Origin of the sequence: Micromonospora sp. DT201 (assembly GCF_049841575.1) — a bacterium.
GTDB lineage: Bacteria > Actinomycetota > Actinomycetes > Mycobacteriales > Micromonosporaceae > Micromonospora.
The window spans coordinates 98,902-123,364 of sequence record NZ_JBNCKP010000002.1 but is presented as its reverse complement, the minus strand read 5'-3'; the positions used below and the strand labels follow the sequence as shown (position 1 = coordinate 123,364).

Annotated in this window: 30 protein-coding genes; 11 read left to right on the top strand and 19 right to left on the bottom strand. The window is 71.1% G+C overall.

The window, feature by feature from the left end; translation table 11 throughout:
- Positions 1-15: 15 nt before the first annotated feature.
- On the top strand, positions 16-723 hold the full coding sequence (locus tag ACLQ28_RS04325) for a GAP family protein (RefSeq protein WP_425684889.1): 708 nt from the start codon (positions 16-18) through the stop codon (positions 721-723).
- Between the two features lie 15 nt (positions 724-738).
- On the opposite strand, the gene fdhD is transcribed toward ACLQ28_RS04325, so the two are convergent.
- On the bottom strand, positions 739-1,605 hold the full coding sequence (gene fdhD, locus ACLQ28_RS04320) for a formate dehydrogenase accessory sulfurtransferase FdhD (RefSeq protein WP_425685334.1): 867 nt from the start codon (positions 1,603-1,605) through the stop codon (positions 739-741).
- Positions 1,606-1,755: 150 nt separating this feature from the next.
- On the opposite strand from fdhD, the gene mobA reads away from it, so the two are divergent.
- From mobA to ACLQ28_RS04305, 3 genes are all read left to right on the top strand, one after another.
- Entirely contained in the window at positions 1,756-2,337 is a 582-nt protein-coding gene (gene mobA / locus ACLQ28_RS04315) for a molybdenum cofactor guanylyltransferase (protein WP_425685333.1), read from the top strand.
- Positions 2,334-2,600 (top strand): DUF6457 domain-containing protein, encoded by a 267-nt coding sequence (locus ACLQ28_RS04310; RefSeq protein WP_425684888.1) that lies wholly within the window; start codon positions 2,334-2,336, stop codon positions 2,598-2,600. Before mobA ends, ACLQ28_RS04310 begins: the two co-directional genes overlap by 4 nt.
- An 81-nt stretch (positions 2,601-2,681) precedes the next feature.
- Positions 2,682-3,788 (top strand): T3SS (YopN, CesT) and YbjN peptide-binding chaperone 1, encoded by a 1,107-nt coding sequence (locus tag ACLQ28_RS04305; protein ID WP_425684887.1) that lies wholly within the window; start codon positions 2,682-2,684, stop codon positions 3,786-3,788.
- Here ACLQ28_RS04305 and ACLQ28_RS04300 read toward each other — a convergent pair.
- Together ACLQ28_RS04300 and ACLQ28_RS04295 are read right to left on the bottom strand one after the other, a co-directional pair.
- Positions 3,785-4,741 (bottom strand): zinc-binding dehydrogenase, encoded by a 957-nt coding sequence (locus ACLQ28_RS04300; RefSeq protein WP_425684886.1) that lies wholly within the window; start codon positions 4,739-4,741, stop codon positions 3,785-3,787. The genes ACLQ28_RS04305 and ACLQ28_RS04300 overlap by 4 nt on opposite strands.
- A gap of 73 nt (positions 4,742-4,814) precedes the next feature.
- Positions 4,815-5,279 (bottom strand): Lrp/AsnC family transcriptional regulator, encoded by a 465-nt coding sequence (locus tag ACLQ28_RS04295; RefSeq protein ID WP_184179859.1) that lies wholly within the window; start codon positions 5,277-5,279, stop codon positions 4,815-4,817.
- A gap of 59 nt (positions 5,280-5,338) precedes the next feature.
- Here ACLQ28_RS04295 and ddaH point away from each other — a divergent pair, with 59 nt between their 5' ends.
- Positions 5,339-6,172 (top strand): dimethylargininase, encoded by an 834-nt coding sequence (ddaH, locus tag ACLQ28_RS04290; protein WP_425684885.1) that lies wholly within the window; start codon positions 5,339-5,341, stop codon positions 6,170-6,172.
- Between the two features lie 75 nt (positions 6,173-6,247).
- On the opposite strand, the gene ACLQ28_RS04285 is transcribed toward ddaH, so the two are convergent.
- Positions 6,248-7,435 (bottom strand): ABC transporter substrate-binding protein, encoded by a 1,188-nt coding sequence (locus ACLQ28_RS04285; protein WP_425684884.1) that lies wholly within the window; start codon positions 7,433-7,435, stop codon positions 6,248-6,250.
- A 79-nt stretch (positions 7,436-7,514) separates the two neighbouring features.
- On the bottom strand, positions 7,515-8,312 hold the full coding sequence (locus ACLQ28_RS04280; protein ID WP_425684883.1) for an alpha/beta hydrolase family protein: 798 nt from the start codon (positions 8,310-8,312) through the stop codon (positions 7,515-7,517).
- An 83-nt stretch (positions 8,313-8,395) separates the two neighbouring features.
- On the opposite strand from ACLQ28_RS04280, the gene ACLQ28_RS04275 reads away from it, so the two are divergent.
- Positions 8,396-8,998 carry a bacterial proteasome activator family protein gene (locus ACLQ28_RS04275; protein WP_425684882.1) on the top strand — a complete coding sequence of 201 codons (603 nt, stop codon included), beginning with the start codon at positions 8,396-8,398 and terminating at the stop codon, positions 8,996-8,998.
- 8 nt (positions 8,999-9,006) lie between these two features.
- On the opposite strand, the gene ACLQ28_RS04270 is transcribed toward ACLQ28_RS04275, so the two are convergent.
- From ACLQ28_RS04270 to ACLQ28_RS04260, 3 genes are all read right to left on the bottom strand, one after another.
- Positions 9,007-9,819, bottom strand: coding sequence for an HAD family hydrolase (locus ACLQ28_RS04270; RefSeq protein ID WP_425684881.1), 813 nt, complete (start codon positions 9,817-9,819; stop codon positions 9,007-9,009).
- Positions 9,819-10,640 (bottom strand): HAD family hydrolase, encoded by an 822-nt coding sequence (locus ACLQ28_RS04265; RefSeq protein WP_425684880.1) that lies wholly within the window; start codon positions 10,638-10,640, stop codon positions 9,819-9,821. Before ACLQ28_RS04265 ends, ACLQ28_RS04270 begins: the two co-directional genes overlap by 1 nt.
- A gap of 232 nt (positions 10,641-10,872) precedes the next feature.
- Positions 10,873-11,613, bottom strand: a complete 741-nt coding sequence (locus ACLQ28_RS04260) for a hypothetical protein (protein WP_425684879.1) — start codon at positions 11,611-11,613, stop codon at positions 10,873-10,875.
- Between the two features lie 131 nt (positions 11,614-11,744).
- Here ACLQ28_RS04260 and ACLQ28_RS04255 point away from each other — a divergent pair, with 131 nt between their 5' ends.
- The 3 genes from ACLQ28_RS04255 (at position 11,745) to ACLQ28_RS04245 (ending at position 13,511) form a co-directional block, all read left to right on the top strand.
- The gene (locus ACLQ28_RS04255; RefSeq protein WP_425684878.1) at positions 11,745-12,176 is read left to right on the top strand and encodes an OsmC family protein; all 432 of its coding nucleotides are present in this window, start codon (positions 11,745-11,747) and stop codon (positions 12,174-12,176) included.
- Positions 12,177-12,362: 186 nt separating this feature from the next.
- Entirely contained in the window at positions 12,363-12,710 is a 348-nt protein-coding gene (locus ACLQ28_RS04250) for a metallopeptidase family protein (protein ID WP_425685332.1), read from the top strand.
- Between the two features lie 78 nt (positions 12,711-12,788).
- A complete protein-coding gene (locus tag ACLQ28_RS04245; protein ID WP_184179839.1) occupies positions 12,789-13,511 on the top strand; it encodes an AIM24 family protein in 723 nt (240 codons plus the stop codon).
- An 84-nt stretch (positions 13,512-13,595) separates the two neighbouring features.
- On the opposite strand, the gene pheA is transcribed toward ACLQ28_RS04245, so the two are convergent.
- The 5 genes from pheA to ACLQ28_RS04220 all read right to left on the bottom strand — a co-directional run bounded on the left by pheA (position 13,596) and on the right by ACLQ28_RS04220 (position 17,095).
- On the bottom strand, positions 13,596-14,552 hold the full coding sequence (gene pheA, locus ACLQ28_RS04240) for a prephenate dehydratase (RefSeq protein ID WP_425684877.1): 957 nt from the start codon (positions 14,550-14,552) through the stop codon (positions 13,596-13,598).
- A gap of 10 nt (positions 14,553-14,562) precedes the next feature.
- Positions 14,563-15,054, bottom strand: coding sequence for a hypothetical protein (locus ACLQ28_RS04235; protein ID WP_425685331.1), 492 nt, complete (start codon positions 15,052-15,054; stop codon positions 14,563-14,565).
- 219 nt (positions 15,055-15,273) lie between these two features.
- Positions 15,274-15,663, bottom strand: a complete 390-nt coding sequence (locus ACLQ28_RS04230; RefSeq protein ID WP_425684876.1) for an ACT domain-containing protein — start codon at positions 15,661-15,663, stop codon at positions 15,274-15,276.
- Positions 15,664-15,729: 66 nt separating this feature from the next.
- Positions 15,730-16,188 carry a hypothetical protein gene (locus ACLQ28_RS04225; protein ID WP_425684875.1) on the bottom strand — a complete coding sequence of 153 codons (459 nt, stop codon included), beginning with the start codon at positions 16,186-16,188 and terminating at the stop codon, positions 15,730-15,732.
- Positions 16,189-16,357: 169 nt separating this feature from the next.
- Positions 16,358-17,095 (bottom strand): hypothetical protein, encoded by a 738-nt coding sequence (locus ACLQ28_RS04220; protein ID WP_425684874.1) that lies wholly within the window; start codon positions 17,093-17,095, stop codon positions 16,358-16,360.
- A gap of 163 nt (positions 17,096-17,258) precedes the next feature.
- Here ACLQ28_RS04220 and ACLQ28_RS04215 point away from each other — a divergent pair, with 163 nt between their 5' ends.
- Complete coding sequence (locus tag ACLQ28_RS04215; protein WP_425684873.1) at positions 17,259-18,464, top strand: arginine deiminase; 1,206 nt, start codon at positions 17,259-17,261, stop codon at positions 18,462-18,464.
- A gap of 40 nt (positions 18,465-18,504) precedes the next feature.
- On the opposite strand, the gene ACLQ28_RS04210 is transcribed toward ACLQ28_RS04215, so the two are convergent.
- Positions 18,505-19,392 carry a DUF5926 family protein gene (locus ACLQ28_RS04210; protein ID WP_425684872.1) on the bottom strand — a complete coding sequence of 296 codons (888 nt, stop codon included), beginning with the start codon at positions 19,390-19,392 and terminating at the stop codon, positions 18,505-18,507.
- 161 nt (positions 19,393-19,553) lie between these two features.
- On the opposite strand from ACLQ28_RS04210, the gene ACLQ28_RS04205 reads away from it, so the two are divergent.
- Entirely contained in the window at positions 19,554-20,198 is a 645-nt protein-coding gene (locus ACLQ28_RS04205; RefSeq protein ID WP_425684871.1) for a hypothetical protein, read from the top strand.
- Between the two features lie 46 nt (positions 20,199-20,244).
- Here ACLQ28_RS04205 and ACLQ28_RS04200 read toward each other — a convergent pair whose 3' ends face one another.
- The 5 genes from ACLQ28_RS04200 to ACLQ28_RS04180 all read right to left on the bottom strand — a co-directional run bounded on the left by ACLQ28_RS04200 (position 20,245) and on the right by ACLQ28_RS04180 (position 24,386).
- Positions 20,245-20,661: an ATP-binding protein gene (locus tag ACLQ28_RS04200; RefSeq protein WP_425685330.1), complete on the bottom strand. Its 417-nt coding sequence runs from the start codon at positions 20,659-20,661 to the stop codon at positions 20,245-20,247.
- Between the two features lie 68 nt (positions 20,662-20,729).
- Positions 20,730-22,184 (bottom strand): PAS domain-containing sensor histidine kinase, encoded by a 1,455-nt coding sequence (locus tag ACLQ28_RS04195; RefSeq protein ID WP_425684870.1) that lies wholly within the window; start codon positions 22,182-22,184, stop codon positions 20,730-20,732.
- A 46-nt stretch (positions 22,185-22,230) separates the two neighbouring features.
- Positions 22,231-23,019: a glycerophosphodiester phosphodiesterase gene (locus ACLQ28_RS04190; RefSeq protein ID WP_425684869.1), complete on the bottom strand. Its 789-nt coding sequence runs from the start codon at positions 23,017-23,019 to the stop codon at positions 22,231-22,233.
- A gap of 10 nt (positions 23,020-23,029) precedes the next feature.
- Positions 23,030-23,365 (bottom strand): rhodanese-like domain-containing protein, encoded by a 336-nt coding sequence (locus ACLQ28_RS04185; protein WP_354993067.1) that lies wholly within the window; start codon positions 23,363-23,365, stop codon positions 23,030-23,032.
- A gap of 58 nt (positions 23,366-23,423) precedes the next feature.
- Positions 23,424-24,386: an LCP family protein gene (locus ACLQ28_RS04180; RefSeq protein WP_425685329.1), complete on the bottom strand. Its 963-nt coding sequence runs from the start codon at positions 24,384-24,386 to the stop codon at positions 23,424-23,426.
- Positions 24,387-24,463 lie beyond the last annotated feature (77 nt).

Sequence of the window (24,463 nt, the reverse complement as noted above, 5' to 3'; positions counted from 1 at the left end):
TCGAACCGGTACGACATGACCATCGCGTTGCTGTTGTCGCTGGCCGGGCTGGCGTTGATCGACAGCACCAGCATCGGCACCCTCTTCATCCCGGTCTGGTTGTTACTCGCCCCCGGGCCGGTCAACGCCCGGCGGATCCTGGGCTACCTCGCCACGATCGCGGCGTTCTATCTCGCGGTGGGGCTGTTGCTGGTCTGGGGCGGCAGCAGGTTGGCGGACGCGCTCGGTGGCGCCCTGGACAACCCAGGTGTGCTCTGGGCGCAACTCGTCCTGGGCGTCGCGATGCTGGCGCTGAGCTTCCGCTACGACGGCAAACGGCGTCCCCACACCGGTGGTGTGCTGCGCTGGCGGGACCGGGCCACCGCCGGCGACTCCTCGGCCCGCTGGTTGGTCGGGCTCGCGTTGCTCGCCGCGCTTGCCGAGGTGGCGACCATGCTTCCGTACCTCGGCGCGGTTGGTTTGTTGGCAACCTCGGGGGTGGGTTCGGCGACCGTGGTGGGGCTGCTCGCCGGATACTGCCTGGTCATGGTGTTGCCGGCGGTGCTGTTGTTGGGTGCCAGGGTGGCCCGACCGACGCTGGTCGAGCCGGTGCTGGCCCGCCTGAACAATTGGATCGTCACGAAGGCGGGCAGCGCGTTGAGTTGGGTCCTCGGCATCGCTGGCTTTCTGATCGCCCGTGACGCCGCTGCGCGGCTGGAGCTGATCGACCTGATCGGTCGCTGAGGGTGGTTTCCCGCGTCAGGCCGGCTGCTCCATCGTGATCCGGTGCGGCCCGGTGTAGACGTTCATGGTCCGGCCGCGCAGGAAGCCGACAAGCGTCATCCCCGCCTCGTCGGCGAGTTCGGCGGCGAGGGTGCTCGGGGCGGACACCGCGGCCAGCAGCGGCACCCCGGCCATCCACGCCTTCTGGGTCAGCTCGAAGCTGGCCCGGCCGGAGACCAGCAGCAGGTGCCCGGCCAGTGGCAGCCGACGGTCCCGCACCGCCCAGCCGATCACCTTGTCCACCGCGTTGTGCCGGCCGACGTCCTCCCGGAGCACCACCAGTTCACCGTCGGAGGTGAACAGCCCTGCCGCGTGCAGCCCACCGGTCCGATCGAAGCCGCGCTGTGCGGCGCGCAGCCGGTCGGGCAGTTCGGTGAGGAGCGCGGCCGGCACGCTGAGCGGGTCGGCCGAGACCGGAAACAGTGACCGGGTGCGCACCGCGTCGATGCTGGCCTTGCCGCACACTCCGCAGGAACTGGTTGTGTAGAAGTTGCGGGACGGGTCGGTGGTCGGTTCGGGCACCCCGGGGGCGAGCACCACGTCCACCACGTTGTAGGTGTTCGGTGTCTCCGCGCCGGCACAGAGCTGCGCGGTCAGCACGTCGTCGGTCGACCGGATCAGCCCTTCGGTCAGCAGGAACCCGATGGCCAGGTCCAGGTCGTCCCCGGGGGTTCGCATGGTGACGGCGAGCGGCCGTCGCCGGCCGGGACCGGCCGCGCCGACCCGGATCTCCAGCGGCTCTTCCACCGCCAGGGTGTCCGGCCGACGGATGGACCCGCGCCCGGCGGTCGCAGCGTCCAGGTCGATCCGGAGTACGCCCCGTCGATCAGTTGCCCGTCCCATCCCGCCATCCTCCACCTCGCGCCGGCACGCCCGCACGGCCACCTTCGCATCGGGCATCCGGCAGTGACCGTCATCGAGCGTCGACACGGCTACCGTGGCCGGGTGGAGACGTACGCCGCCGTGGTGCTCGCAGGTGGGTCTGCCCGACGGATGGGTGGGGTGGACAAGCCCGCGCTTCCGGTCGGTGGCCGGCCGATGCGTGACCGGGTGCTGGCTGCGGTCAGCGATGCGACGCCACGGGTGCTGGTCGGTCCGGCCGACGCCGTTCCGCAGGGTGTGCGGGTCACCCGGGAGGACCCGCCCGGTGGTGGCCCGGTCGCCGCGGCGGCTGCCGGGCTGGCGCTGCTCGATCCGGACACGGCCTTTGTCGCGCTGCTCGCCGCTGACCTGCCGCTGCTCACCCGCGTGGCGGTCGGCGAGTTGCTGACCCACCTCGCCCCGGAGGGCCACCCAGCGGCTACGACGTCGGAGCAGCCACCAGATGGTGCGTGCTTCGTCGACGGGGACGGGCGGCGGCAGTCGCTCTGCGGTGTCTGGCGGTTGGCGGCGCTGCGGGCCGAGTTGGACCGGTTGACGGTCGAGCGGGGTGGAAGCCTGGCCGGGGCTTCGGTCCGGGCGCTGCTGGCCAACCTCGTGGTGCGGGAGGTGCCCTGGTCCGGCGACGGCCCGCCGCCCTGGTTCGACTGCGACACTGACGAGGACGTACGCCGGGCGGAGGAGTGGGCGCGATGACTGTGCTGGACGACTGGGTCACGGCGGTGTGTGCCGAGCTGGATCTGGACCCGGCCGGGGTGCCCGTGCCGGCGGTGCTGGATTTGGCCCGCGACGTCGCCCACCAGGTGCTTCGGCCGGGCGCGCCGGTCACCGCGTACCTGCTCGGGCTGGCGGTCGGCCGGGGGGCCGACCCGGCGGACGCCGCGGCCCGGCTCAGCGCCCTGGCGGGGACCTGGCCGGTTGAGCTGGGCGCGGATCCCGGGGAGCCGACGGCTCCCTGACCGCCGTTGTCTGATCCCGGTCCGGATTGATCGGGCCCGTGGGCGGCGTGGGTAGGGTGACCGTGACGGACGGAGGCGATCATGACGGCTGACCACCCCTCGGCGCCGCACGATGAGCTGCCCGGCGCTACGGCTGAGCCGGCAGAATCGATCCTGCTCGACGAACCGAGCACCACCGACCTGCGGGCGAAGGTGACCGTGGCGTGGCAGGAGTTCGCTCGGGCGCTCGCCGTACGGCTGCGGGAGTTTCCCGTCGGCACGCACCTGGAAGTGACCCTGGACCCCACCGCCTCCGGCACGGGGGACGCCGTCTACTCGATCAGCGTGGATGTGAACGAGGGCGGCGTGCTGTCCGCCCGGGCGGTCGGCAACGCCACCCTGCCGGCGGGCTACCGGCTGGACCGCAACGCGGTGGCGGACATGATCGCGCTCGGCTGGTCTCCGCCCGGGGTGGTCGCCGGCTCCGGCGGTTTCTTCGGGTTGGACGGTTCGACGACCGAGTCGACCCGGATCGCCGCGCTGCTCTCCCGGACGCTTCGTGACGTCTACGGTGCCCCGCACCCGGCGTTCCTCGTCTACCTGGTGCAGGACACCGAAGGTGAGCCGCTGGCGGTTGACCCGCTGGGCACCGCGCGCAGCGAGTTCGGTCCGGATGCTGACGTCGAGGCCGACCTGGAGGAGGCGCTGGCTGAGGCGGCTGCCGCGCAGGTCGAACGGGACGACGTGCTCGACCTGGCGGATCGGGTCCGGACCGTGGTCTCCACGATGCTGAAGTCGGACACCGACCGGTTGCAGATCGACTCGGACGGCGACATCAACATCCGCGCCGGCTCGGCGATGGTCTTCGTGCGGGTGCGGGACAACCCGCCCCTGGTGGACGTCTCCTCCCCGGTGCTCACGGAGGTGGAGCCGACCGAACGGCTCTACGTCAAGCTTTCCGAACTGACGAACCGGATGCCGATCGGGCGTCTCTACTGCGCCGACGACACGGTCTGGGCGTCCATTCCGGTCTTCGGCCGCAACTTCCAGGCCACGCACCTGATGCTGGCGGTGCAGGTGATGACCGGTCTCGCCGACGAGTTGGACGACCGTCTGCACGGCGAGTTCGGTGGCAAGCGGTTCTTTGGCGAGGGCGACAAGCCGGTTCGGCGCGACGAGTCGCAGCACCGCACCGGCATGTATCTCTAGGCGACGTCGAGCAGGGTCTTGCCGACCGTCGCGCGCGCCTCGATGGCGGCGTGCGCGTCGGCGGCACGTTCCAGGGGGAATCGCTGGCCGATGAGCGGTCGCAGGCGGCCGGCTGCCGCGTCCGCCAGGGCCTGCTGGGTGTACGCCCGCAGCTGCGTGGGCGCGACGTCCGGTCGGATCAGGGTGACCTGCCGCGCCGTGGCTGCCTCCGCCGACACGGAGGACCACTGCCCGCTCGCCAACCCGAAGCTGACCATGCGGCCACCTGGTTCCAGCAGGTCGAAAGCCGCCCGGGCCACCGCTCCGCCGACCCCGTCGAGCACCACGTCGATCCCGCCCATCGCAGACTGGACGCGGTCGGCCCAGTCGGGAAGGAGATAGTCGACCGCCAGGTCGGCACCCAGGCCGGGTAGCAGGTCCACCTTGCGCGGCCCACCGGCGACGCCGACCACCTTGGCACCGGCCCGAGTCGCGAGCTGCACCAACAGGCTGCCCACGCCGCCCGCAGCGGCTTCCACCAGCACCCGGTCACCGGGGCGGATGCCGACCGCCTCGACCAGCATGGTGGCGGTCCGCCCATCGGCCAGCAGCGCCACCGCCTCGTCCACGGCCAACCCGTCGGGCACCTCGATCGGGGCGGCAGCGTCCACAGCTGCGCGTTCGGCGTATCCGCCGGAGCCGCCGGTGGCGCTGACCACTCGCCGCCCGATCAGTGCCGGGTCGACGTCCGGCCCGACGGCGGCGATCAGCCCGCCCACGCCGTTGCCGGGGATCAGCGGTGGGGTGACCTGGAACGGCCCGGGGCGACCGGAACGCTGCTGCGTCTCGACGAAGGTGATGTTGGCGTGCGCGACGTCGATCAGCACCTGGCCGGGGCCGGGCGTCGGATCGGGCGCTGGGCCGGGCACCAGCACGTCGGGCCCACCGAACTCACGTAACCAGACCGCCCGCATGAGATCCCCCTCTGCCGTGGTGGGCGGCGCGCCCACGCTCCTGGTCAGTCCATCTCCTCAACCGGGGTTGAGGTCAAGGGGTGCGGGGGGACGGGCCGACGCCGGGTGACTCGACCAGCCGGGACAGCACGATCGTGCTGCGGGTGGAGGTCACGAAGGACTCGCCGCGAAGCCGTTCCAACGCCGCCTCCAGGTGGGCGATGTCGGCGGCGCGCAGGTGCACGAGCGCGTCGGCCTCCCCGGAGACGGTGTACGCGCCGACCACCTCCGGGTGGCGCCGGGTGGCCACGCCGATCTGCGCCGGGGTGGTCCGGCCGGCGCAGAACAGCTCGACGAACGCCTCGGTGGTCCAGCCGACGGCGGCCGGATCAACCACGGCCGTGAATCCCCTGATCACGCCGGTGGCGCGCAGCCGGTCGACGCGACGCTTGACGGCCGGGGCGGAGAGTGACACCCGGGTGCCGATGTCGGCGTACGACGCACGGGCGTCCGCAACGAGCAACGCAATGATCCGCTGGTCTACCGCGTCTATCTGCAACGTTCCGCCTCTGGGAAGCAACGGTTGTGGCTGTTACCAAAGTTCAACGGTACCTACTCTTGGTGACCGTGAACCAGCAGCGAGTCTCGCGAAAGCGGACATATCTCATGTGCTCGCCCGAGCATTTCGCGGTGGAGTACGCGATCAACCCGTGGATGGACGTGACCACCCCGGTCGACCGGGACCTGGCCGTCAAGCAGTGGGACCGGCTGCGCGAGACGCTGGTCGGCCTCGGCCACGAGGTGCACCTGCTCACCCCCGAGCCGGGCCTGCCCGACATGGTCTACGCCGCCAACGGTGCCTTCGTGGTGGACGGCAGCGTGTACGGCGCACGGTTCAAGCACGAGCAGCGGGCCGCCGAGGCTGCCGCCCACCACGCCTTCTACGAGTCGCAGGGCTGGCGCTTCATCGCGCCGAGCGAGACCAACGAGGGCGAGGGCGACTTCGCGTACGTGCCGGAGGCGCACGGCGGGCTCATCCTGGCCGGCCACGGTTTCCGCACCGAGATCCCGGCGCACGCCGAGGCGCAGGAGGCGTTGGGGCGGCCGGTGGTGTCGCTGCGGCTGGTCGACCCCCGCTTCTACCACCTGGACGTGGCGCTCGCGGCCATCGACGACTCGAACGTCGTCTACTTCCCGGGCGCGTTCTCCGCGGCCAGCCAGCGGGTGCTCACCCAACTCTTCCCGGACGCGGTGATCGCCGACGACGAGGACGCACTTGCCTTCGGGCTCAACCTGGTCAGCGACGGAGCGAACGTGGTGCTCAACAGCGAGGCCACCCGGTTGGCCGGCAAGCTCAAGGTCGCCGGCTACACCCCGGTCTTCGTGGAGCTGGCCGAGCTGAAGAAGGGCGGCGGCAGCGTGAAGTGCTGCATCGCCGAACTGCGGCACTGACCCTTCACCGCTGGGTACGTCAGGGGCCGGTCACCCGTTCGGGAGACCGGCCCCTGGTGTGTTCTCGGTGGGCGTTCAGCCCAGCGTGGCCAGCTCGTTGATCAGCACGTTCGACATGACCTGACCGTCGCGCTGCACCTCCCGCAGGTACCACTTCTGCTGAGGGGTGCGCGGCTGGTTGAACTGCCAGATGCCGCGCGGGCTGTCGATCTGGCCGATCTTGCCAAGTGCCAGGTTGACCTGCTGCGGGTTGGGCGCGCCGCCGGTCAGCTGGATCGCCTGGTCGAGCACCTGCGCCGCGTCGTACGACGCCATCGCGTAGGTGGTGGGCGTGACCTGGTATTTCTTGCGGTAGGCCGAGGCGAAGACCCGGTTGGACGTGTTGTTCAGGTCGGCCGAGTAGTTCAGGGCGGTCTGGATGCCCAGCGCGTTTTCCTTCAGGCTCTCCAGCACCGTGCCCTCGGTGAGGAAGCCGGGTGCGTAGACCGGCCCGGAGAACTTCTCCCGCAACTGCTTGATGAACTCCACCCCGGCCGCTCCGGCAAAGAAGCAGAAGACCGCCGTGGGCTTCTTGGCCAGTGCCTTGCTGATGTCCGCGGAGAAAGTCGTCTTGCCGGGGGTGAGGGTGGCGCTGGTGTAGGTCACCGGGTCGGCAATTCGCGAGTCGGTCGCGCCGAAATCCTGCCGGAAGCCGCGGACCACGTCCGAGCTGCCCAGATTCTCCGGCATGATGATCGCCACGCGGCCGTTCGCCGGCAGTTGGTCACGCAGGTAGCGGCCCAGCGCCCGGCCGGCCTCGTCCAGCACGTACGACGTCCGCCAGATGTAGAAGACGCTCTGCAGGCTGCTCGGTGAGGCGTTGGAGCCGATCAGCGGGACCCGGGCCTGCTCCACGGTGTCCCGGATGCCGACCATCGCCGCCGAGTTGACCACCCCGGTGAGCGCCAGCACGCCCTGCTTGAGCAGGCCGTCGACGGCGGCCTTGCCGGTCTTTGCGGTGTCACCCTCGTCGGCGGTCAGCAGCTCCACCGGGTGGCCGCCCAGCCGCTTGTCGTGCAGGTCGAGGAAGAGCTGAAAACCGTTGGTGATGTCGTCGCCGATGCTCTTGAGACCACCGGCCTGCGGCGTGATCAGCCCGATCTTGACCGGGCTGCGATTGACGGTCGGTTGGGGGTCGGTGTCGGAGCCACATCCGGCGACGAACCCGGTGGTACCGAGCGCGGCCAACAGTTGGAGCGCCCGCCTGCGATTCATCTGCGACACCGAGTTCCTTCCAGGAGCGTTGCAGGGCTGAACACCGCCCCTCCGGCGTTCTACCTGGTCCGCGACGCTGCGTCAATGGCTAGTGATCATCGTGCATGGACCGCAACACATCGAGGACTTGGGGCCAGGCGGCGGACTCTGGGTCGATCAGCCCGAAATGCTCGCACTCGGGCAGTTCAACAAGGGAGATATCGGATCCTGCGGCACTCGACGCCGCGACGAAGTCCCGGCTCATCCCTGCCGGAACCTGCTGATCCTCCGAGCCATGCAAAACTACTGTCCGTGTCTGCATCGGCACCAAGCTCCGTGGATCCGATGCCGCGTAGCGATCCGGGACCTCTGCCGGGCCGCCGCCGAGCAGAGCGGCCACCGCGCCCGAGTCCAAATTCCGCCGGTACGCCTCAACCAGGTCGGCCACCGGGGCCAGAGCGAGCACCCCGCCCACCGTCGCCGGGGCGGTGGCCGCCACGTACAGCGCTAGATGGCCGCCAGCGGAATGCCCGATGAGAATCGGCGGGGCCAGGGTCACCCGGCCGGGCAGCGCCTCGGCGGCCAGCGCGGGCAACTCGGCCACCCCGGTCAGTACGTCGGTCAACGTGCCCGGCCAGCCACCTCCCGGCTGCCCGGTCCGCCGGTATTCCAGCTGCGCCACCGGGTAGCCACCTGCGGCGAGTGCGGCAGCCAGCGAGTCGGTGTGCCGCCGGTCGTACTCGACCCGCCAGAAACCGCCGTGCACGACGACGACCAGCGGCCGCGCCGGGCCAGTCCCCGCCGGGCACCGCAGGTCGGCCACCTGATCAGGGTGGTCGCCGTACGCCACGGTCCGGTCAGGCTCCGGTGCGGGCCGGGTCAACACGGCGCGCGGGTCGGCAGACATGGCGCGACGGTAGCGCGCTCGCCTGAGTGGTTCGGTCCCGGTAGTCGGTCCCGGGCGCCACGGGTCGAGCCCGCTGGGTAAAGATGGACCCCATGACCGAAGCGCGCTCAGCTGGACAGACCGACGAGCCCGGCCCCGACGACTCCGGCCACCCCGGGACCGTCGTGGTGGTCGGCCCCGACGGCCGGCCGATCGGGACGATGCAGACCGACGAGGGCCAGGGTGAAGACCCGACCCGCCTGGTCGAACAGCCGGCCAAGGTGATGCGGATCGGCAGCATGATCAAGCAGTTGCTGGAGGAGGTGAAGGCGGCACCTCTCGACGACGCGAGCCGCAACCGGATGCGGGAGATCCACGAGCGGTCGATAGTCGAGCTCAAGGAGGGCCTCGCCCCGGAGCTGCGCGACGAGCTGGAGCGCATCTCGCTGCCCTTCGCCGAGGACAAGGCCCCCAGCGAGGGCGAGTTGCGGATCGCGCACGCTCAGCTCGTCGGCTGGCTTGAGGGCCTGTTCCACGGCATCCAGGCGGCCCTGGTCGCTCAGCAGATGGCCGCCCGGGTTCAGTTGGAGCAGATGCGTGGCGGCCGGCAGGCGCTGCCCAGCGGTCCCGGTGGGATGATCCCGGAGATGCCGGGCATCGGCCAGCCGGGCGCTGGCGAGGGCCACAACACCGGTCAGTACCTCTGACCGTCGGCTCAGCCCACTCCGAAAACCTTCTCCAGGTACGCCGCCACGCCGTCCTCGGAGTTTGCCGTCGTCACCTCGTCGGCGACCGCCAGGACGGCGCGGTGCGCGTTGGCTACCGCCACACCGCGCCCGGCCCAGCTCAACATCGGCACGTCGTTGGGCATGTCGCCGAAGGCCAGCACGTCCGCCGCGCTGACCCCGAGCCGGTCGCAGTACCAGGCCAGCCCCGCCGCCTTGGTCACCCCGGCTGCCGAGATCTCCACCAGACCGGAGGAGGACGAGTGCGTGGCCTCGGCCAGCCCCACCACCGCTGCGGCGATCAGCTCGACGAAGGCATCCGGGTCCTGCTGGCCGGCCCGCGCGAGTAGCTTCACCGCCGGCACCGAGAGCAACTCCTCCGGAGTCTCGATCGGTCGGATGCCGTCGGGGTCGACGTCCCAGCGCAGCGGGTAGTGCGCCTCGTGCCGCATCTCCCGGCTGTCCAGGATCTCCACGGCGAAGCTGATGCCGGGCACCTCGGCGCGCAGCCTCCGGGCCACCTCGGCCAGATGGTGTGGTGCGAGCGGGTCGGCCCGCAGCACTTCATCGTGGACCGGGTCGTAGACGACGGCGCCGTTGGCGCAGACGGCCGGCAGCGGCTCGGCCAGTTGGTCGTACACCATTTTGAGCCAGCGGACCGGACGGCCGGTGACCAGGACAACCGGCGTGCCTTGCGCGGAGATCCGCGCGAGCACGTCGGCGGTGCGCGGGCTGACGGTGCGGTCGTCGCGGATCAGCGTGCCGTCGATGTCGGTGGCGATCAGGCGGGGCGTCTCTCCCATCATCGGGACAGTAGCCGGTCCAGATACACCGCCACTCCGTCGTCGTCGTTGCGCAGGGTCACCTCGTCGGCGGCGGCGCGAAGGGCGGGGTGCGCATTGGCAACCGCCACCCGGGACCAGCCGGCCCACTCGAACATCGGCAGGTCGTTGGGCATGTCACCGAAGACCAGGACGTCGGCAGGGTCCACACCGAGGCGCTGCGCCACCACCGTCAGCCCGGTCGCCTTGTCCACACCTGGCGGGCAGATCTCGATGAAGCCGAGCCCGGCCTGGGTGAGGGTGGCGACCTGCGGCGGGACGATCCGGCGGGCCACCGCCAGCAACTCGTCAACGTGGTGGTCGGCGGTCCGGGCGAACGCCTTGATCACGTCGCAGGAGAGACACTCCGCGCGGCTGCGCGCCTCGAACCGGTCCTGGTAGGGCCAGCTCTCGTGGTAGTCGCCCCAGAGCGGGGCATCATGCTCGTCGGACGCCTCGACCATCACGGTCAGCGGGCCGACTTCGGCTTCCAGGTCGGCCAGTAGCCGGGCCAGCACCTCGGCGGGCAACCGCTCGTCGCGGAGCACCAGCGGGCCGGTCGGGTCGCTCTGGTCGACCACCCGTCCGCCGCCAGCCATCACCAAGAAGTCGGCGGCGCGGATGTCGTTGCGGGTCAACTCGGTCAGCCGAGGGCCGCGACCGGTCGCGCCGACGACCGGAATTCCAGCGGCCCGCACCCGGTCGAGCACCCCATGGGTGTACGCGGAGACGGTGTCATCGCTGCGGACCAGCGTCCCGTCGAGGTCGGTCGCGATCAGCTTGGGCAGTCCCGGGCGGGTCATCGTTCCTCCTTCGCCCGCCGCCGTCGCACCGCCAGGATCAATGAAACTGAGACCCGGCGTGACGGCGGGCAGCAACCGTACCTCGCGAAACGGGCCCCAACCATGGCTTCCAGGCGAATCAGGCGCACTTCAACCCCCGCGCGATCTTGCACTTTCGGTCGCCGTTATGCGTGGGATGCGCCTGATGTCGGGGCAGGAAGTGCAAGATCGGCGCAGAGGGCGGGCGTGCCGCTCAGGCGGGGTGTTCGGGGCGGGCGAACGGGGCGGCCGGGGTGACGGTCAGGTCGGCCGGCGCGGGTAGGCCGTCATCCTGGGCCGGGTCGGTGTCTCGGCGGCGGCGCCACGGCCGTGTCGCCGGCACACCCCCGGGCCCGTCGTCCTCCGGTGGCCCGACCAGTGCGCCGGGCGGCGCGGAAGGTGCCAGCCACAGAGCCGCGCCGAGCAGCACGCAGGCGGCGAACGCCATCACCAGTCCGCGACCGTATTCGGCCCGGAAGCCGTCCTGAGTCGAGTAGAAGTAGTTTCGCTCACCGGCCTCGTTGAGGGTGGCCGTGGCGGCGACCAGCAGCCCCAACAGGGCACCGGCCAGGGTGAGACCGACCAGCCGGGCGTTCGGCCGCACGACCGCCGTGCCCCGCAGCGCCAACGCCACGATGCAGACGAAGCCGAGCAGCCCGACCAGGTAGCCAACCCCGAAACCCCCGACGTCGGACACCCCGGCGGGCACCTCGATCGTGCCCCCCTCCGGCCCGGCGTTCGGCACGGTCATCACCAGCCACTCACCGAACAGCGAGGCGACCCCGGCCACCGCACCCAGGCCGGCGAGCAGCAGGGGCAGCCGAGGGTCCTGTGTGAAACCGGCCAGGGACATGCCGAACCGGCGTCGCGGGGCCGGGTCGACAGAACCCCACTCGATCACGGCCGGCCCCTCGGACCCGTCGCCCTGCCGTGGGATTGGAAGCTCCTCGGACATCGGCCATCCTTCCGCCGGTCACGGACCTGGGTCGCATCATGGCACAGCTGGCTGGTGGTGACAGGGATCGCAGAGCGCGCGTCCGTGCCGGTCGGTCGCTCGGCGGTCACCTTTCCGCTAGCGTTCTCCTCATGCCTATCCGTACCGCTTCAGCACAATGGCAGGGCAATCTCACCGAGGGCGCCGGCACGGTCCGCACCGGTAAGGGCGGCCTGTCCGGCAACTACTCCTTCAAGTCGCGCTTCGAGGAGGGCGAGGGCACCAACCCCGAGGAGCTGATCGCCGCCGCGCACGCTGGCTGCTTCTCGATGGCGTTCTCGAAGGCGCTTGCCGACTCTGGCTCGACGGCCACCTCGGTCGAGACCACCGCCAAGGTCCACCTCGACAAGACCGATGCCGGGATGACCGTGACCCGGATCGACCTGGAGACCGTCGGCCAGGTCCCGGGGATCGACGACGCGGAGTTCCAGAAGCTCGCCGAGGCCGCCAAGGCCAACTGCCCGATCTCCCGCCTGCTCTCGCCGGGAGCCGAGATCACCCTCAGCGCGCGCCTGGCTTCCTGAGCCGGTCGACCTACAACCGCTCGTTCACGGACAGAGTTTCCGCCCGACCCTGGGCGGTCACTCTCTCCGTGAACTCGCGCTGCTCCGGCCAGCGGCACGCCGCCACGGGCCAACGGCTCCGGTCAGCGGCACGCCGCGACCGGACCAACGGGTTGTCCGGCATCGGGCAGAATGGTTGAGGTGCCGGTGGAGATGACCCGCGAGCGCTTCGAGGAGTTGGTCGGCGACGCGCTCGACGAGGTGCCCGAGGAGCTGCTCGGCCTGATGAGCAACGTGGTGATCCTCGTCGAGGACGACCCGCCGCAGGGCGAGCCCGACCTGCTCGGCCTCTACGAAGGCCACGCGCTCACCGACCGCGGTTGGGACTACTCGGGCGTGCTACCGGACCGGATCTTCATCTACCGACGCCCGATCCTGCGGATCTGCGACAACGACGACGACGTCGTCGATGAGGTGGCGGTGACCGTCGTGCACGAGATCGCCCACCACTTCGGCATCGACGACGAGCGGCTGCACTCGCTGGGCTGGGGCTGAGCCCCACCTGCCCCGTTGTTGCCCTGGTCGCCTACCTTCGGTGCAGCGACCGCAAACCCTGTCAGGAGGCACCCTTTCATGCGCAGTGAGCTGTTCTCCTCCGAGAATCTGGAGAAGGAGTCCGCGCAGCCCGGCATGCGGCTGCAAAACTCCAAGATGTTGAAGATCGAGCTCAACGGCGAGGCGATGGCCCGGGTCGGGTCGATGGTCGCCTACCAGGGGAATGTGCAGTTCCAGGCGCTGGGTTCGGGCGGGCTCGGCAAGTTTCTCAAGCAGAAGCTCACCGGCGAGGGTGTCCCGCTGATGAAGGTCTCCGGCCAGGGTGACGTTTTCCTCGCCGAGTTGGCCAAGGACGTGCACATCATCGACCTCGAGCCGGGCGACGCCCTCTCCATCAACGGCTCCAGCGTGCTCGCCTTCGACTCGACCCTCCAGTACGACATCAGGATGGTCGGCGGTGCCGGGATGGCCTCCTCGTCCGGCCTGTTCAACTGTGTTTTCAGCGGCTACGGACGGATCGCCATCACCACCAAGGGCACCCCGGTCGTGCTCAACGTGGACGCCCCGACGTACGTCGACCCGCAAGCCGCGGTCTGCTGGTCGGCAAACCTCCAGACCGGCTACCACCGGGCCGAGCAGATGGGCCTCGGCACGCTGCTGGGTCGGCGCACCGGTGAGTCGTTCACGATGAGCTTCGCCGGCCAGGGCTTCGTGGTGGTGCAGCCGTCCGAGGAGCCGCCGGTCATGGGCAGCGGCCAGCAACAGCAGGAGGGTGGTCTGCTCGGCGGTCTGTTGAGCTGACGACCTCGGTGCGGGCGCCCCCGGTCTGTTGAGTTGATCTGGAGCGGCGCGGGCGCTCCCGATCTTTGGGGGCGCCCCGCCCGGTCAGGTCAACTCACCCGTGCGCAGTCGAGCCAGCCAGGCCGCAGCGTCGACATAGTCGGCGTCAGAGAGGCCGGCCGGTGCGGGCACCGGCAGGGCGCTCCCTGCCTCGGCCCACCGGTGCCGGGGGTACGAGCCCAGGAAGCGGACGTCGGCGCAGACCCGGCGCAGCCCCTGCAACGCCTCACCCAGCCGTACGTCGGCCACATGCCCGGTGCAGTCGAGGAAGAAGACGTACCTGCCCAGCGCCTCGCCGGTCGGACGGGACTCGATCCGGGTCAGATTGACCCCGCGGACGGCCAGCTCCATCAGCACGGACAGCAGCGCGCCGACCCGGTCGTGGGCGATGTAGACCGCGAGTGAGGTGAGGTCGTCGCCGGTCGACGGCGGGGGTGGCCCGGGGCGGGACACCAACACGAACCGGGTCACCGCGTCCGGGTGATCGGCGATCTTTTCCGCGAGTCTCGTGAGTCGGTGTCGGGTCGCCCCGAGCGGCGCGCAGATCGCGGCATCGTAGTCGCCGGCACCGGCACCCGCTGCGGCCGCGCCGTTGGAGAGCACGTCGACCACCACGGCGTCGGGCAGATTGTTGCGCAGCCAACCCCGGCACTGGGTGGACGCCTGCGGATGCGCCCCCACGGTGCGGATCGAGGTCAGCGGAATGTCGTGCCGGGCGCCGAGCACGAAGTCCACCGGCAGGATCACCTCTCGGGTGATCACCAACGGGTCGCCTTCGGCCATCTCGTCCAGCGTGACGCCCACAGCGCCGCCGATCGAGTTTTCCAGCGGCACCAGCGCGGCGTCAGCGTCCCCGGCTCGGACGCTGTCCAGAGCCTCCCCAACGCTGCGGGCAGGCGTACAGGTGCCGCGCTCGGCGGCGGGGACGGAGCGCAGGGCCTGTTCGGCGAAGGTGCCTTCCGGCCCGAGGTAGACGAAACGTGTCGGCGGTGTTCCGGGCATGCCGGTCAGCCTACGCAACCGGCCGGTTGGCCGGACCGGCGTCGCAGGCGAGGGCTCGGATCCCGGCCGGGGCGGTGGCGCGTACCTCGATGGTGCAGACGTCGGTGCCGGCGGTGACCAGCACCGGCGCGGTGGGCTGGCCGCGGGTGACCACCTGGAGTTCCTCGTGCCCGGTCACCTCGACGAGGGTGAACTGCCAGTCAGCGGCGCAGAGTGGCCCGGTGTGGACCTGGACGCGGACGTTGGCCGGGAGCACTCCTGCCCGGCCGCGCAGCAGTTGCACCACCCGCTCGCCGGTCGGCCCGTTCCGACAGGCCGTCGCGACCAGCCCGGCGTCCGGAGTGGGCGTGACCGCACCGAGTGGCGGTGCGGTTGCCAGCGGGGTGGCGGTGGCGGTGCTCGGGCCGGGTGTCGTCGGGGCTGCGGTGTGGGTGGGCACGTCGGTCGGCTCCCGCAGCTCGGGTGGGGCGCCACAGCCGGCCAGCGTCGCGCCGGTGAGCATCGCGAGCGCGACCGGCAGGATCCGGGACGTGGTCCGCGTAGGAACGCGGTCGGCCGCCCGCCCGGGGACCGCCGGTGGGATGTGGACCGTCGCCCGCGGTGGAGGAGTCGCGGGGCGGGGTGGGGTGAACGGCACGGGCCGATCCTCGGGACATCGGAGATTTCGTCGCGGCCGGGATGGCCGAGCCCATCGTAGGGTGAGCGGCCGATCGGGTGAAGCTCAGCCGGTGACGCGGTGCCCGGCGCGCTGCAGGGCGGCCGTGCCCTCGGTCAGCCGGACGGCCGGGACCAGCAGGTAGTCGGTGTCGAAGGTGGAGAACGTGACCACGTTGACCCGTGCCTCGGCGAGCGGGTCGACGAGCGCGGCGAGGCTGCCGGTGCTGGCCAACGCCACCGAGGTGGTGACCCGTAGACAGCGCCAAGCGGTCTCCACCACGGCCTGCACCGGGGCCCGGTCCGCCGGGCAGATCACGGAGATCCCGTCGGAGGTCCAGCTCACCGTCACCACGTCGGTGCCCCTCAGCCCGCTCGACAGCGCGTACGGCAGGGCGGCGCCGGCGGCCAACCGCCACACAGCGTATTCGCCTGGCAGCAGAGCTATATCGAGCATGAGGGCACCCTACGGCCTACCCACGTAGGCCCACCCCAGCAACGCCGTATGTGGCTCCGCCGCAGGTCAGACCTCGGAGAAAAAAGTGAGTGAGCCGGCGACGGCGCCGTCGGTGAGCACCGGGGTGGAGATCGCGTCGACGGTCGCGTCGGAGCTGTTCGCCGATGCGGCCTGAACGCGGAGTAGCCCGCGGGCGAGTCGGCCGGAAGAGAGTGCCAGCAGGGGCGGAATCTTGTCGATCTCGGCCTCGGTCAGCTCGCCCCGGTTGGCGGTGAAGTCGAGGAGGCGCAGCCCTCCGTCGAGCAGCGGGCGCCCGATCAGGCCGTCCGGCTCGCCCAGGCAGAGCAGTTCGCAGCCGGCGGTGGAGATCGCCACCACCCGGGTGTCGGCATCGATCAGCACGCAGGGCTCATCAGCCCGGGAGACCGTCGAGGACCATTGGCCGACGTTGTCGGACTCCGGCTCTGTCGAGGCCCGTGCCGCCGGCACGAACGCTTCCGAGAGCGAAAGTTCGACGTGGGCCACCGCGCCTCCTATGTGCACCGATCGACTGTCCACGCTAGCGGGTCGCCGACGGAATCACCGAGCGCACCGGGCCACCGGCCGCACAGCCTGAAGCGAGGCGGCCGGCGACGGCGCGGAAAACCGGTGAGGTGGTCGGGGGGACCGGAGCCGCGTGGCGTCGCTGGTGACGTTACCGGCGGTGGGCCGGCTTGTCAGCGGCCGTTCGGCCCTCGTCATACCACCGGTAGTCGGCGGTTGGACGGTACGTGCCGTTCAGCCAGGTGCCAGGGTGCTGCGCGACCCGGGAAAGCTTCTCGGCGGTAGCGGGGCTGATCCGGCTGCCACCGGCCACGAGAAGCCGATCCAACTCCCGATGGGTGGCCATCAGGCAGTCCTTTGGAAGGCCGTAGACGCTGATCACGCCGGACCCGACGAAGGTCAGCACCGGCGTCACCGGGACGGTCAGCCCCACCGCGTCGGAGAGGGCCTTGCTGGCCCGCTTGGCGTCCCGGCGGGACTCGGCCACGTACGGCGGACGCTTGCCGTTGATCTGCACGACGTCCCCGGCGACGAGCACCCTGGCCCGACCATGGTCGGCGATTGTCACGGCGAAGAGGCCGCTGGGCCCGATGGCGAGGAACCCGGCGCGTTCGTCCTGACCGCGGTCGAGGACGTCCATCACATCGGTGCGCGGCCACTCGATGACGTGCCAGGCAGGCCCGAGGTGGTCGAGTTGGCCCAGGGCCCGCGCTCCGGCAGCCTCCAGTCGGCGTGCACCCCGCTCGGCCCGACGGCGGCGCGCCCATTCGAGCGGTGTCGGACGGACCGGCTCGAGCACCCCCGGCGACTCCACGCGGGGGTGTGGCACCGCGACGGGCGGCAGTGCCCGAGCGGACTGAACGGCTCGTCTTGCGGGAAAGACAGTCATCGCGACCTCCGGCAAAAGGTCCCTCGAAGTTATGTCCTCACTACCCTACGTTGCCACTACGGGTGTTCTGCAAGCCGGAGCGCCGGAGTGACTGTGGATGAATGCCGTATTCATCCACAGTTCTTTTCTCGGATGCCGCCAAACCCTGCCCTACGCTGCGGTAGTGACCCACTACGTCGACAGTGAAGTCGGCCGGCTCGGCACCGTGCTGCTGCACCGGCCCGGGCCCGAACTCGCCCGGCTCACCCCACGCAACAACGACTCGCTCCTGTTCGACGCCATCCCCTGGGTCGGGCGCGCCCAGGAGGAGCACGACGCGTTCGCCGCCGCCCTGCGCGAGCGCGGGGTCGAGGTGCTCTACCTGGCCACCCTGCTGACCGAGACGCTCGCCGTCGCGGACGCCCGCGCCGAGCTGACCGAGGAGGTGCTGCGCTCCCGGCGGCTCGGTGACACCCTGCGCGCCCGCGTTGCCGACCACCTCTCCTACCTGGACCCGGCTGCCCTCGCCGACGTGCTCACCGCCGGGCTGGCCCACGAGGAACTGCGGATCAGCTCGGAGCGGCCCGGCGGGCTGGTCTACACACTGATGGACCGGCACGACTTCGTCATCGACCCGCTGCCCAACCTGCTGTTCACCCGCGACTCGTCGCTCTGGATCGGCGATCGGGTCGGTGTCACCAGCCTGGCCATGCCGGCCCGCAGCCGGGAAACGACCCTCACCGACGCCATCTACCGCCACCACCCACGCTTCGCCGGCACCGAGTTCGTCTACCGCCCCGACCTTGAGCACCTGGAAGGTGGGGACGTGCTGCTGCTCGCACCCGGGGTGCTGGCGGTCGGGGTGGGCGAACGGACGACACCGGCCGGTGCCGAACGCCTCGGCCGGCAGGTCTTCGCCGCCGGCCTGGCCCACACCATCCTGGTGGTGCCGATCGCCCAGAAGCGCGCCACCATGCACCTCGACACGGTCTGCACGATGGTCGACGTGGACGCCGTACTGATGTACCCCAACATCGCGAGCACGCTGTCCGCGTACACGGTGATCGCCGGCGCGGACGGCGAGGACCCGCGGGTGGACGGGCCCGCGCCGTTCCTGCGGGCCGCCGCCGACGCGATGGACCTCGACCTGCTCCGGGTCATCGACACTGGGCTGGACCCGGTCACCGCGGAACGCGAGCAGTGGGACGACGGCAACAACACGCTCGCGCTGGCACCCCGGCTCTGCGTCGGCTACGAGCGCAACACCGAGACCAACGCCCAGCTGGAACGAGCCGGCATCGAGGTGATCCCGATCGCCGGCTCCGAGTTGGGCTCCGGCCGCGGCGGGCCGCGCTGCATGTCCTGCCCGATCGCCCGCGACCCGTTGTGAGAATGGGTGCCTTCTCCGGGAGAAGGCGCCCAAACGCGGCTCAGCGGAGGGTGAGCTGGCGGCCGAGCAGGCCCTGTCGGGAGCGCCGGCCGGCGGCGTCGAGCGGGTCGGTGGAGGTGAGCGCCTCGGCGTACCGCTTGGCGAACTGCGCCACCGGCTCCTCCCACTCGGTCGCCGGAGTCTCCTCCGGCAGGTCCCAGACGGGCACCAGCCGACCGTGTGCGCGGAACATGCCGGCGAACCGGGTCTGCTCGCCGAGCGGCAGCAGGCCGGCCGCACCGAGGCGGGCCAGCGCGTCCAGGGCGGCGTCCTCGTCCTCCGGCAGCACCCAGCGCACGTGTGCCTTCTCCGGGACCTGGCACCAGTACGCGGCCTTCGCCGCGGTCAGCCGCACCGTCGGGTAGATGGCCGCGTTCGCCCGCTCCAGCGACGCCTGGACGGTCGGATCGTCGGCGGCCCCGGGGTCGAGCCAGAACTCGAACCCCTCGTGCATGGTGATGTCCAGCGGGCCGTCAACGAGGATGTCCTGCAGGCGAGGGCCGGGGCCGGGCAGCGGCGGCACGCCCACCTGGCCACCCGGCTCGGTCCGCAGCGCGCAGAGCAGCGCCTCGGCCAGATCCCGGGAAACATCACCGGACTGCTGGTGGCGCTGGAGGCCGATGAGCACCCGGCCGTCCGCCTTGCTGATCGCCGGGGCGGCCATCGGCAGCACCGTGGCGAGCGTCACCGCCCGGTCCCCGAATTCCTCGACGAGGGCGGGTGCCAGCTGCAGCGGCGCGGACGCGGCGGGCACCAACTCGCGCAGCGCGATCCACTCGGGCTCGTCGACCAGCCCGTCGAACGGACGCGGCACGAAGACGTCCCGCACCTTGTCTCGGCGGGGGGTGGTGTCGGCGGCGGGGCGCTGGCTCTTTCGACGCTTACTCACGGCGTCACAGCCTAGTGCAGTGCCGCGCTGGTTCTTCGGCGGTTGGAGCAGGCGACATCGGCGGAGCAGGCGGACCAGGCAGAGCCGGGTGCCCTTGATGGGGTGGGCGCGCCCGTAATAAGGTCAGCTACCTTATCGACGGATTCGCATGGAGTGTGTCGGTGTCGCGCAAAACCGGGAAGCCCTCGTACGTGCGTCAGGCCCAGGCGGAGCAGACCCGCCGGATACCGCTGACCGTCGTCATCGTGCTCGTCGTCGTGGCCGTGTTCGCGGGTGGCCTCAGCGGCTTCCTCATCGGCCGGCCCGACAGCACCACCCGCGCGGTTGAGGAGCTGCGGGCACAGGAGGCCGTGCGCGACAAGCAGCAGATCCAGGAGCTGACCGCCGTCGTCGGCGATTCGCAGAAGGCGCTCGACACCCTGCTGACCGCGTTCGACGGGGCACTGGAGAAGGGCCAGCCCGCCGACGCCGCCACGGTCCAGGGCTGGCAGACGACGATCACACAACTCGTCGCCAAGCACGCCGAGAGCCCGTCCGGGACGACGGCGACAAATGTGGCCCGTGGTGCGTTCCGTGGCGCGGTCAGCGACTTCGCCCTCACCGTCGACCTGTTCGCCGCCGCGCAGGCCGGCCCGGAGGCGCAGCGCCCGGGCCTGATCGAGATCGTGAAGCGGTCCCGGACCGCCGCCGCGGCCGCGTGGTCGGTGGCGGCGGACCAACTGGACCAGATCAACGTCGACGCCGGCCTCGGGCACCAGCACGTCTACCTCACCGGCCAGAGCGGCGGCGAGGGCCACACCGACTGAGCGCCCCTAGGACGAGCCGACTTTCTCGGCACCGGCCGAGGCGCACTCAGCCCGCCGGCACCAGGTCGGGTCGGTGTGTCGGCACCGGATCGAACTCGGCCCAGACTCGCTGCCCCAAGCCGTCCTGCTCGACGCCCCAGCGGGTGGCCAGACCGGCCACGATGTGCAGCCCTCGCCCGTCCGCAGCGTCGGCGCCGGCCGTCCGAATCCGGGGCCCGGTGCTCGCGCCGCCGTCGGTGACCCCCAACTGGATCAGTGTGCCCTCGACGGAGGGCCGCAACCTCCAGGCCACCCGGACCACTCCGCCAGGCAGCGGTCGGGCGTGCCGCACCGCATTGCCCACCAGTTCCGCGAGCACCGCGATCAGATCCGCCAAGAGCGTCGGGGGTACGACGTCCGCCAGCTCACCGGCGAGCCGGTGCCGGGCCAGCCGCGCCCCGGTCGGGTGGTGGGGAACCACCACGCACCACGCCCGATCCGTCGCTGTCGCTGCCGCTGCCACCGTCGCCTCCACGTCGCGTCACCCCTCGGTCAACCGCGCGGTAGCCGCACCTCTGCGACCGTACCGCCGCCGGTCCTTGGACGTAGGGATACCCATCCATTCTGCTGTTCAACGATTCGGCGGACGAGATAGAGGCCGAGCCCTGCCCCCGGGTAGCCGCGCCGGTCGCCCGACTCGCCCTGCCAGAACCGGTCGAACGCCCGCTCCACGTGCTCCGGTCGGATGCCGATGCCCTGGTCGCTGACCCGGAACGCCACCAGTTGACCGTCGACCGAGGCGGTGATCTCGATCGGCGAATCCGGTGGGGAGTATTTGCCGGCGTTTGTCGTCAACTCGGTCAACACGGTAGCCAGGCTGGGCCGGTGACCGAGCGCCTTGGGCAGGTCGGCCGGGAGGACGAGCGCCAGCCGGCGACGCAGCTCCGCCGGCAGGTCCGCGACGGCGGAACGCAACGCATCGCCGAGGTCGAACAGGGTGGGTGGCTCGTCCCCCGGCCCTGCCTCGGCCGCCGAGCTGAGGAGACGGTCGACCAGCCGGGCCAACTCGTTGGCGCGTTGCCCGATCACCCGGGCAGCCTGCCGTCGGTCGACCTCGGTCAGCGACTCCCAGTGGTCGGTGAGGGTGTCCGCGTAACCCTTGATCACGGTGACCGGGGTGCGCAGTTCGTGGCTGGTCACCGCGACGAACAGCTCCCGGTCGTGGTCGCGGCGCTGCTGGTCGGTGATGTCGCGGAAGGTGACCACCCGCAGCGTGCCTGGACCGGGCAGGTCGCCGGAGGTGATCCGCAGCCAGCGGCCGTCCGGCATCCGGTGGTCTCTGACCTGGCCGGAGGGCGGCAGCGGAAACGGCAGTGGGCGGCTCAGCGCCTGCTCGACCGACCGGCCGGTGACCTGGGCTGCGGCCGGGTTCCAGAGTCGGACGTGCCCGTCGCGGTCGACGACGGCCAGCCCGTCGGCGAGTGCCGCGACCACCGGCCCGTCGCCGTGCACCGGCAGCCCAGTCTGGTCGCCGTACATGTGCCCGATGCAGGACGCGAGGTAGGCGATCACCCCCCGCCCCTCGGTGCCCGGCTCGTCATCGCCCGAATAGAGCGCGTGCAGACTGCCGACGGTGTCGCCGCCGATCTCGGCCCGGGAGACCACCATCTGGCGCAGGCCACTGCCGGCCAGTTCGTCGGCCAACTTGCCGTTCAGGTGGCTCACCGACACCTGTTGCACCCGTGGCCCGGAGAGCAGGCAGACGGTGTCCGGGTCGTCGGCCGCGAGCGGACGGCCGAGGGCCCATTCCGCTGCGCCGGTCGCGGCGATCACGCGGCCGCCGGTCGGACCGAACTCGACGAACGCCATACCGGACGCGCCGAGGGCCGGCTGGGCCACCCGGAGCAGCTGGGTGAGGACCGGAAGGCCAGCGTCCCCAGAGTTGATCATCTCGATCACGGCGGTGTGGCCAGCGAGGAGAGCAGGGAAATCGATACGCTCCGGCATATGCCGAGTCTGCCCCGCCGACCCGGATTTGGGCACCCCCGCCCGGTCAGCGGTCCAGCCGCGCGAGGGCGTACGCGGGCCGATCAGTGATGATCCCGTCCGCCCCGGCGGCCAGCACCAGCTCCAGATCGGTTGGTTCGTTGACCGTCCAGACGTACACCTGGTTGCCGGCCGCGCGAAGTGTGGGCAGCAGCTGCGGGCGGGCCCGGACCAGGCCGATGCCCGGCCCAGCGATGCGGGCGCCGAACGGCAGACGACCCAACCGCAGCCAGCGCGGCAACACCTCCAGCAACAGCACCGTGGGCAGCGTCGGAGCGAGCTCGCGTACGCGACGGACCGCCAGCGGGGAGAACGACATGACGGTGATCTGCACAGGGTCGTCCGGTGCCGGGTCGGCCAGCCCGTACCGGCGCAGCAGGCTGACCAGTCGCCGTTCCACGTTCGAGCCGTAGCGGGACGGGTGCTTCGTCTCCACCAGCAGCCGGACCGGCCGGCCGGCGGCGAGCACCGCGTCCAGCAGCCGGGCCAGGGTCAGCAGCCGGGTGTGCGACTCGTCCGGCGGTAGGTCCCCGCTCGGCGCGCTGCCCGGATGCCACGAGCCGAAGTCCAGCGCGTCCAGCTCGGCGAGCGTACGCGCGCTGACCAGACCGCGACCGTTGCTGGTGCGGTCGAGCCGTCGGTCGTGCACGCAGACGAGGTGCCCGTCCCGGGTCAGCCGGACGTCGCACTCCAGGCCGTCGGCACCCTCGTCGAGAGCGCGCAGGTACGCGGCGAGGGTGTGCTCGGGCAGGTCGTACGAAGCGCCGCGGTGTGCGAAGACCAGTGGCCCACCCATCCCGGCCGCCTCAGATGACCTGGCCGGGCTGCCCGTTTGCGTCGACCACCGGTCGGCCGACCGCGGCCCACTGGCGCATCCCGCCGTCGGCGTTACGCACCTGCTCCCAGCCATTGTTGATCAGGTAGGCGACGACCTGGGCGGAGCGCCCCCCGGAGCGGCAGACGACCGCCACGTCCCGGTCGGTGGGCACCTCTGCGAGCCGAGCCGGCAGCTCCATCATCGGCAGGTGGTGGGCGTTGGGAGCATGGCCGGCCGCCCATTCGTCGTCCTCCCGCACATCCAGCAGGTAGGTCTCGTCGGCGATCTCGGTCACGGGCACGGTGGGAACCTGGGGTCCGAACACAGGAAGCAACACTAGATCCTCGGAGACCGGTTCGGCACCGACCTGGCCGTCGATACCATCACAACCGGGTCACCCAGCGGGGGTTGGCCTGCGCCCACGTCGGCATCTGCCGGCCGCGAACCGCCTCGAACAGGCCGTTTCCTCCGTTGTCCAGCACCACGTACGAGACCTCGTCGATGGTCTGTGGGGACGACGGCACCTGGACGCCGCGCATCCCGTCGGGCGGCAGCGCGCGCAGCGCGAGGAGCAGATCCTCCAGGGGTACGCCGTTGGTGTCCACGGTCAACGAGCTGCCCACCGCCCGGAGCACCTGATCCAACTTGACCGGGTTGCTCCGCAGGTCCGCCTTGCCGGCGCTGTCCAGCATTGCCCGGAGCAACTGCTGCTGGTGGTGCTGCCGGTCGTAGTCGCCGCCGGGCAGGTCGTAGCGCTGGCGTACGTAGTCCAGCGCCTGCGCCCCGTCCATCTGTTGGCATCCGACGGGAAAGGCCCGGTTCGTGTGGATCGAGCGGACCGGGGTGTCCACGCACATCTCCACCCCGCCGAGCAGGTCGATGACCTTTCGGAAGCCCGAGAAGTCGATCAGCGCGGCACCGTCGAACCGGATTCCGGTGAGCCGGTTCAGGGTGGCGGAGAGTAGTTGGGCACCTGCCTGCCCGCCACCGCCGTGCTCGTACGCCGAATTGATCTTGTCTTGACCGCCACCGAAGCCGTTCGTGGGCGGAATGGCGACCAGCAGGTCGCGCGGAATGGAGACCAGGTATGCCTCCCGCTGCCCGGCGGGGACGTGCACGATGAGGATGGTGTCCGAGCGTTGGTCCGGGCCGCTGTCGCCGGGGCGGCGGTCGGAGCCGACCAGGAGGTAGTTGAGCGGCCCGTCCAGGTCGGTCCGGTCGGTGCGGGCGTCGGGGTCGAGCAGTTGCTCCTTGGCCACCGTGCGGTCGTACCGGTGGCTGAGCGTCTTGAGCCCGACCACGGCGAGCCCGGCCAGCAGGACGAGGGCCAGGCCGATGCCGAGCAGGATCCGCGACCCACGGGCGCGGCGTGGTCGGGCGGTCGGGGGCACTCCGGCCCGGCCCGCCGCATTCCGTCCCGACC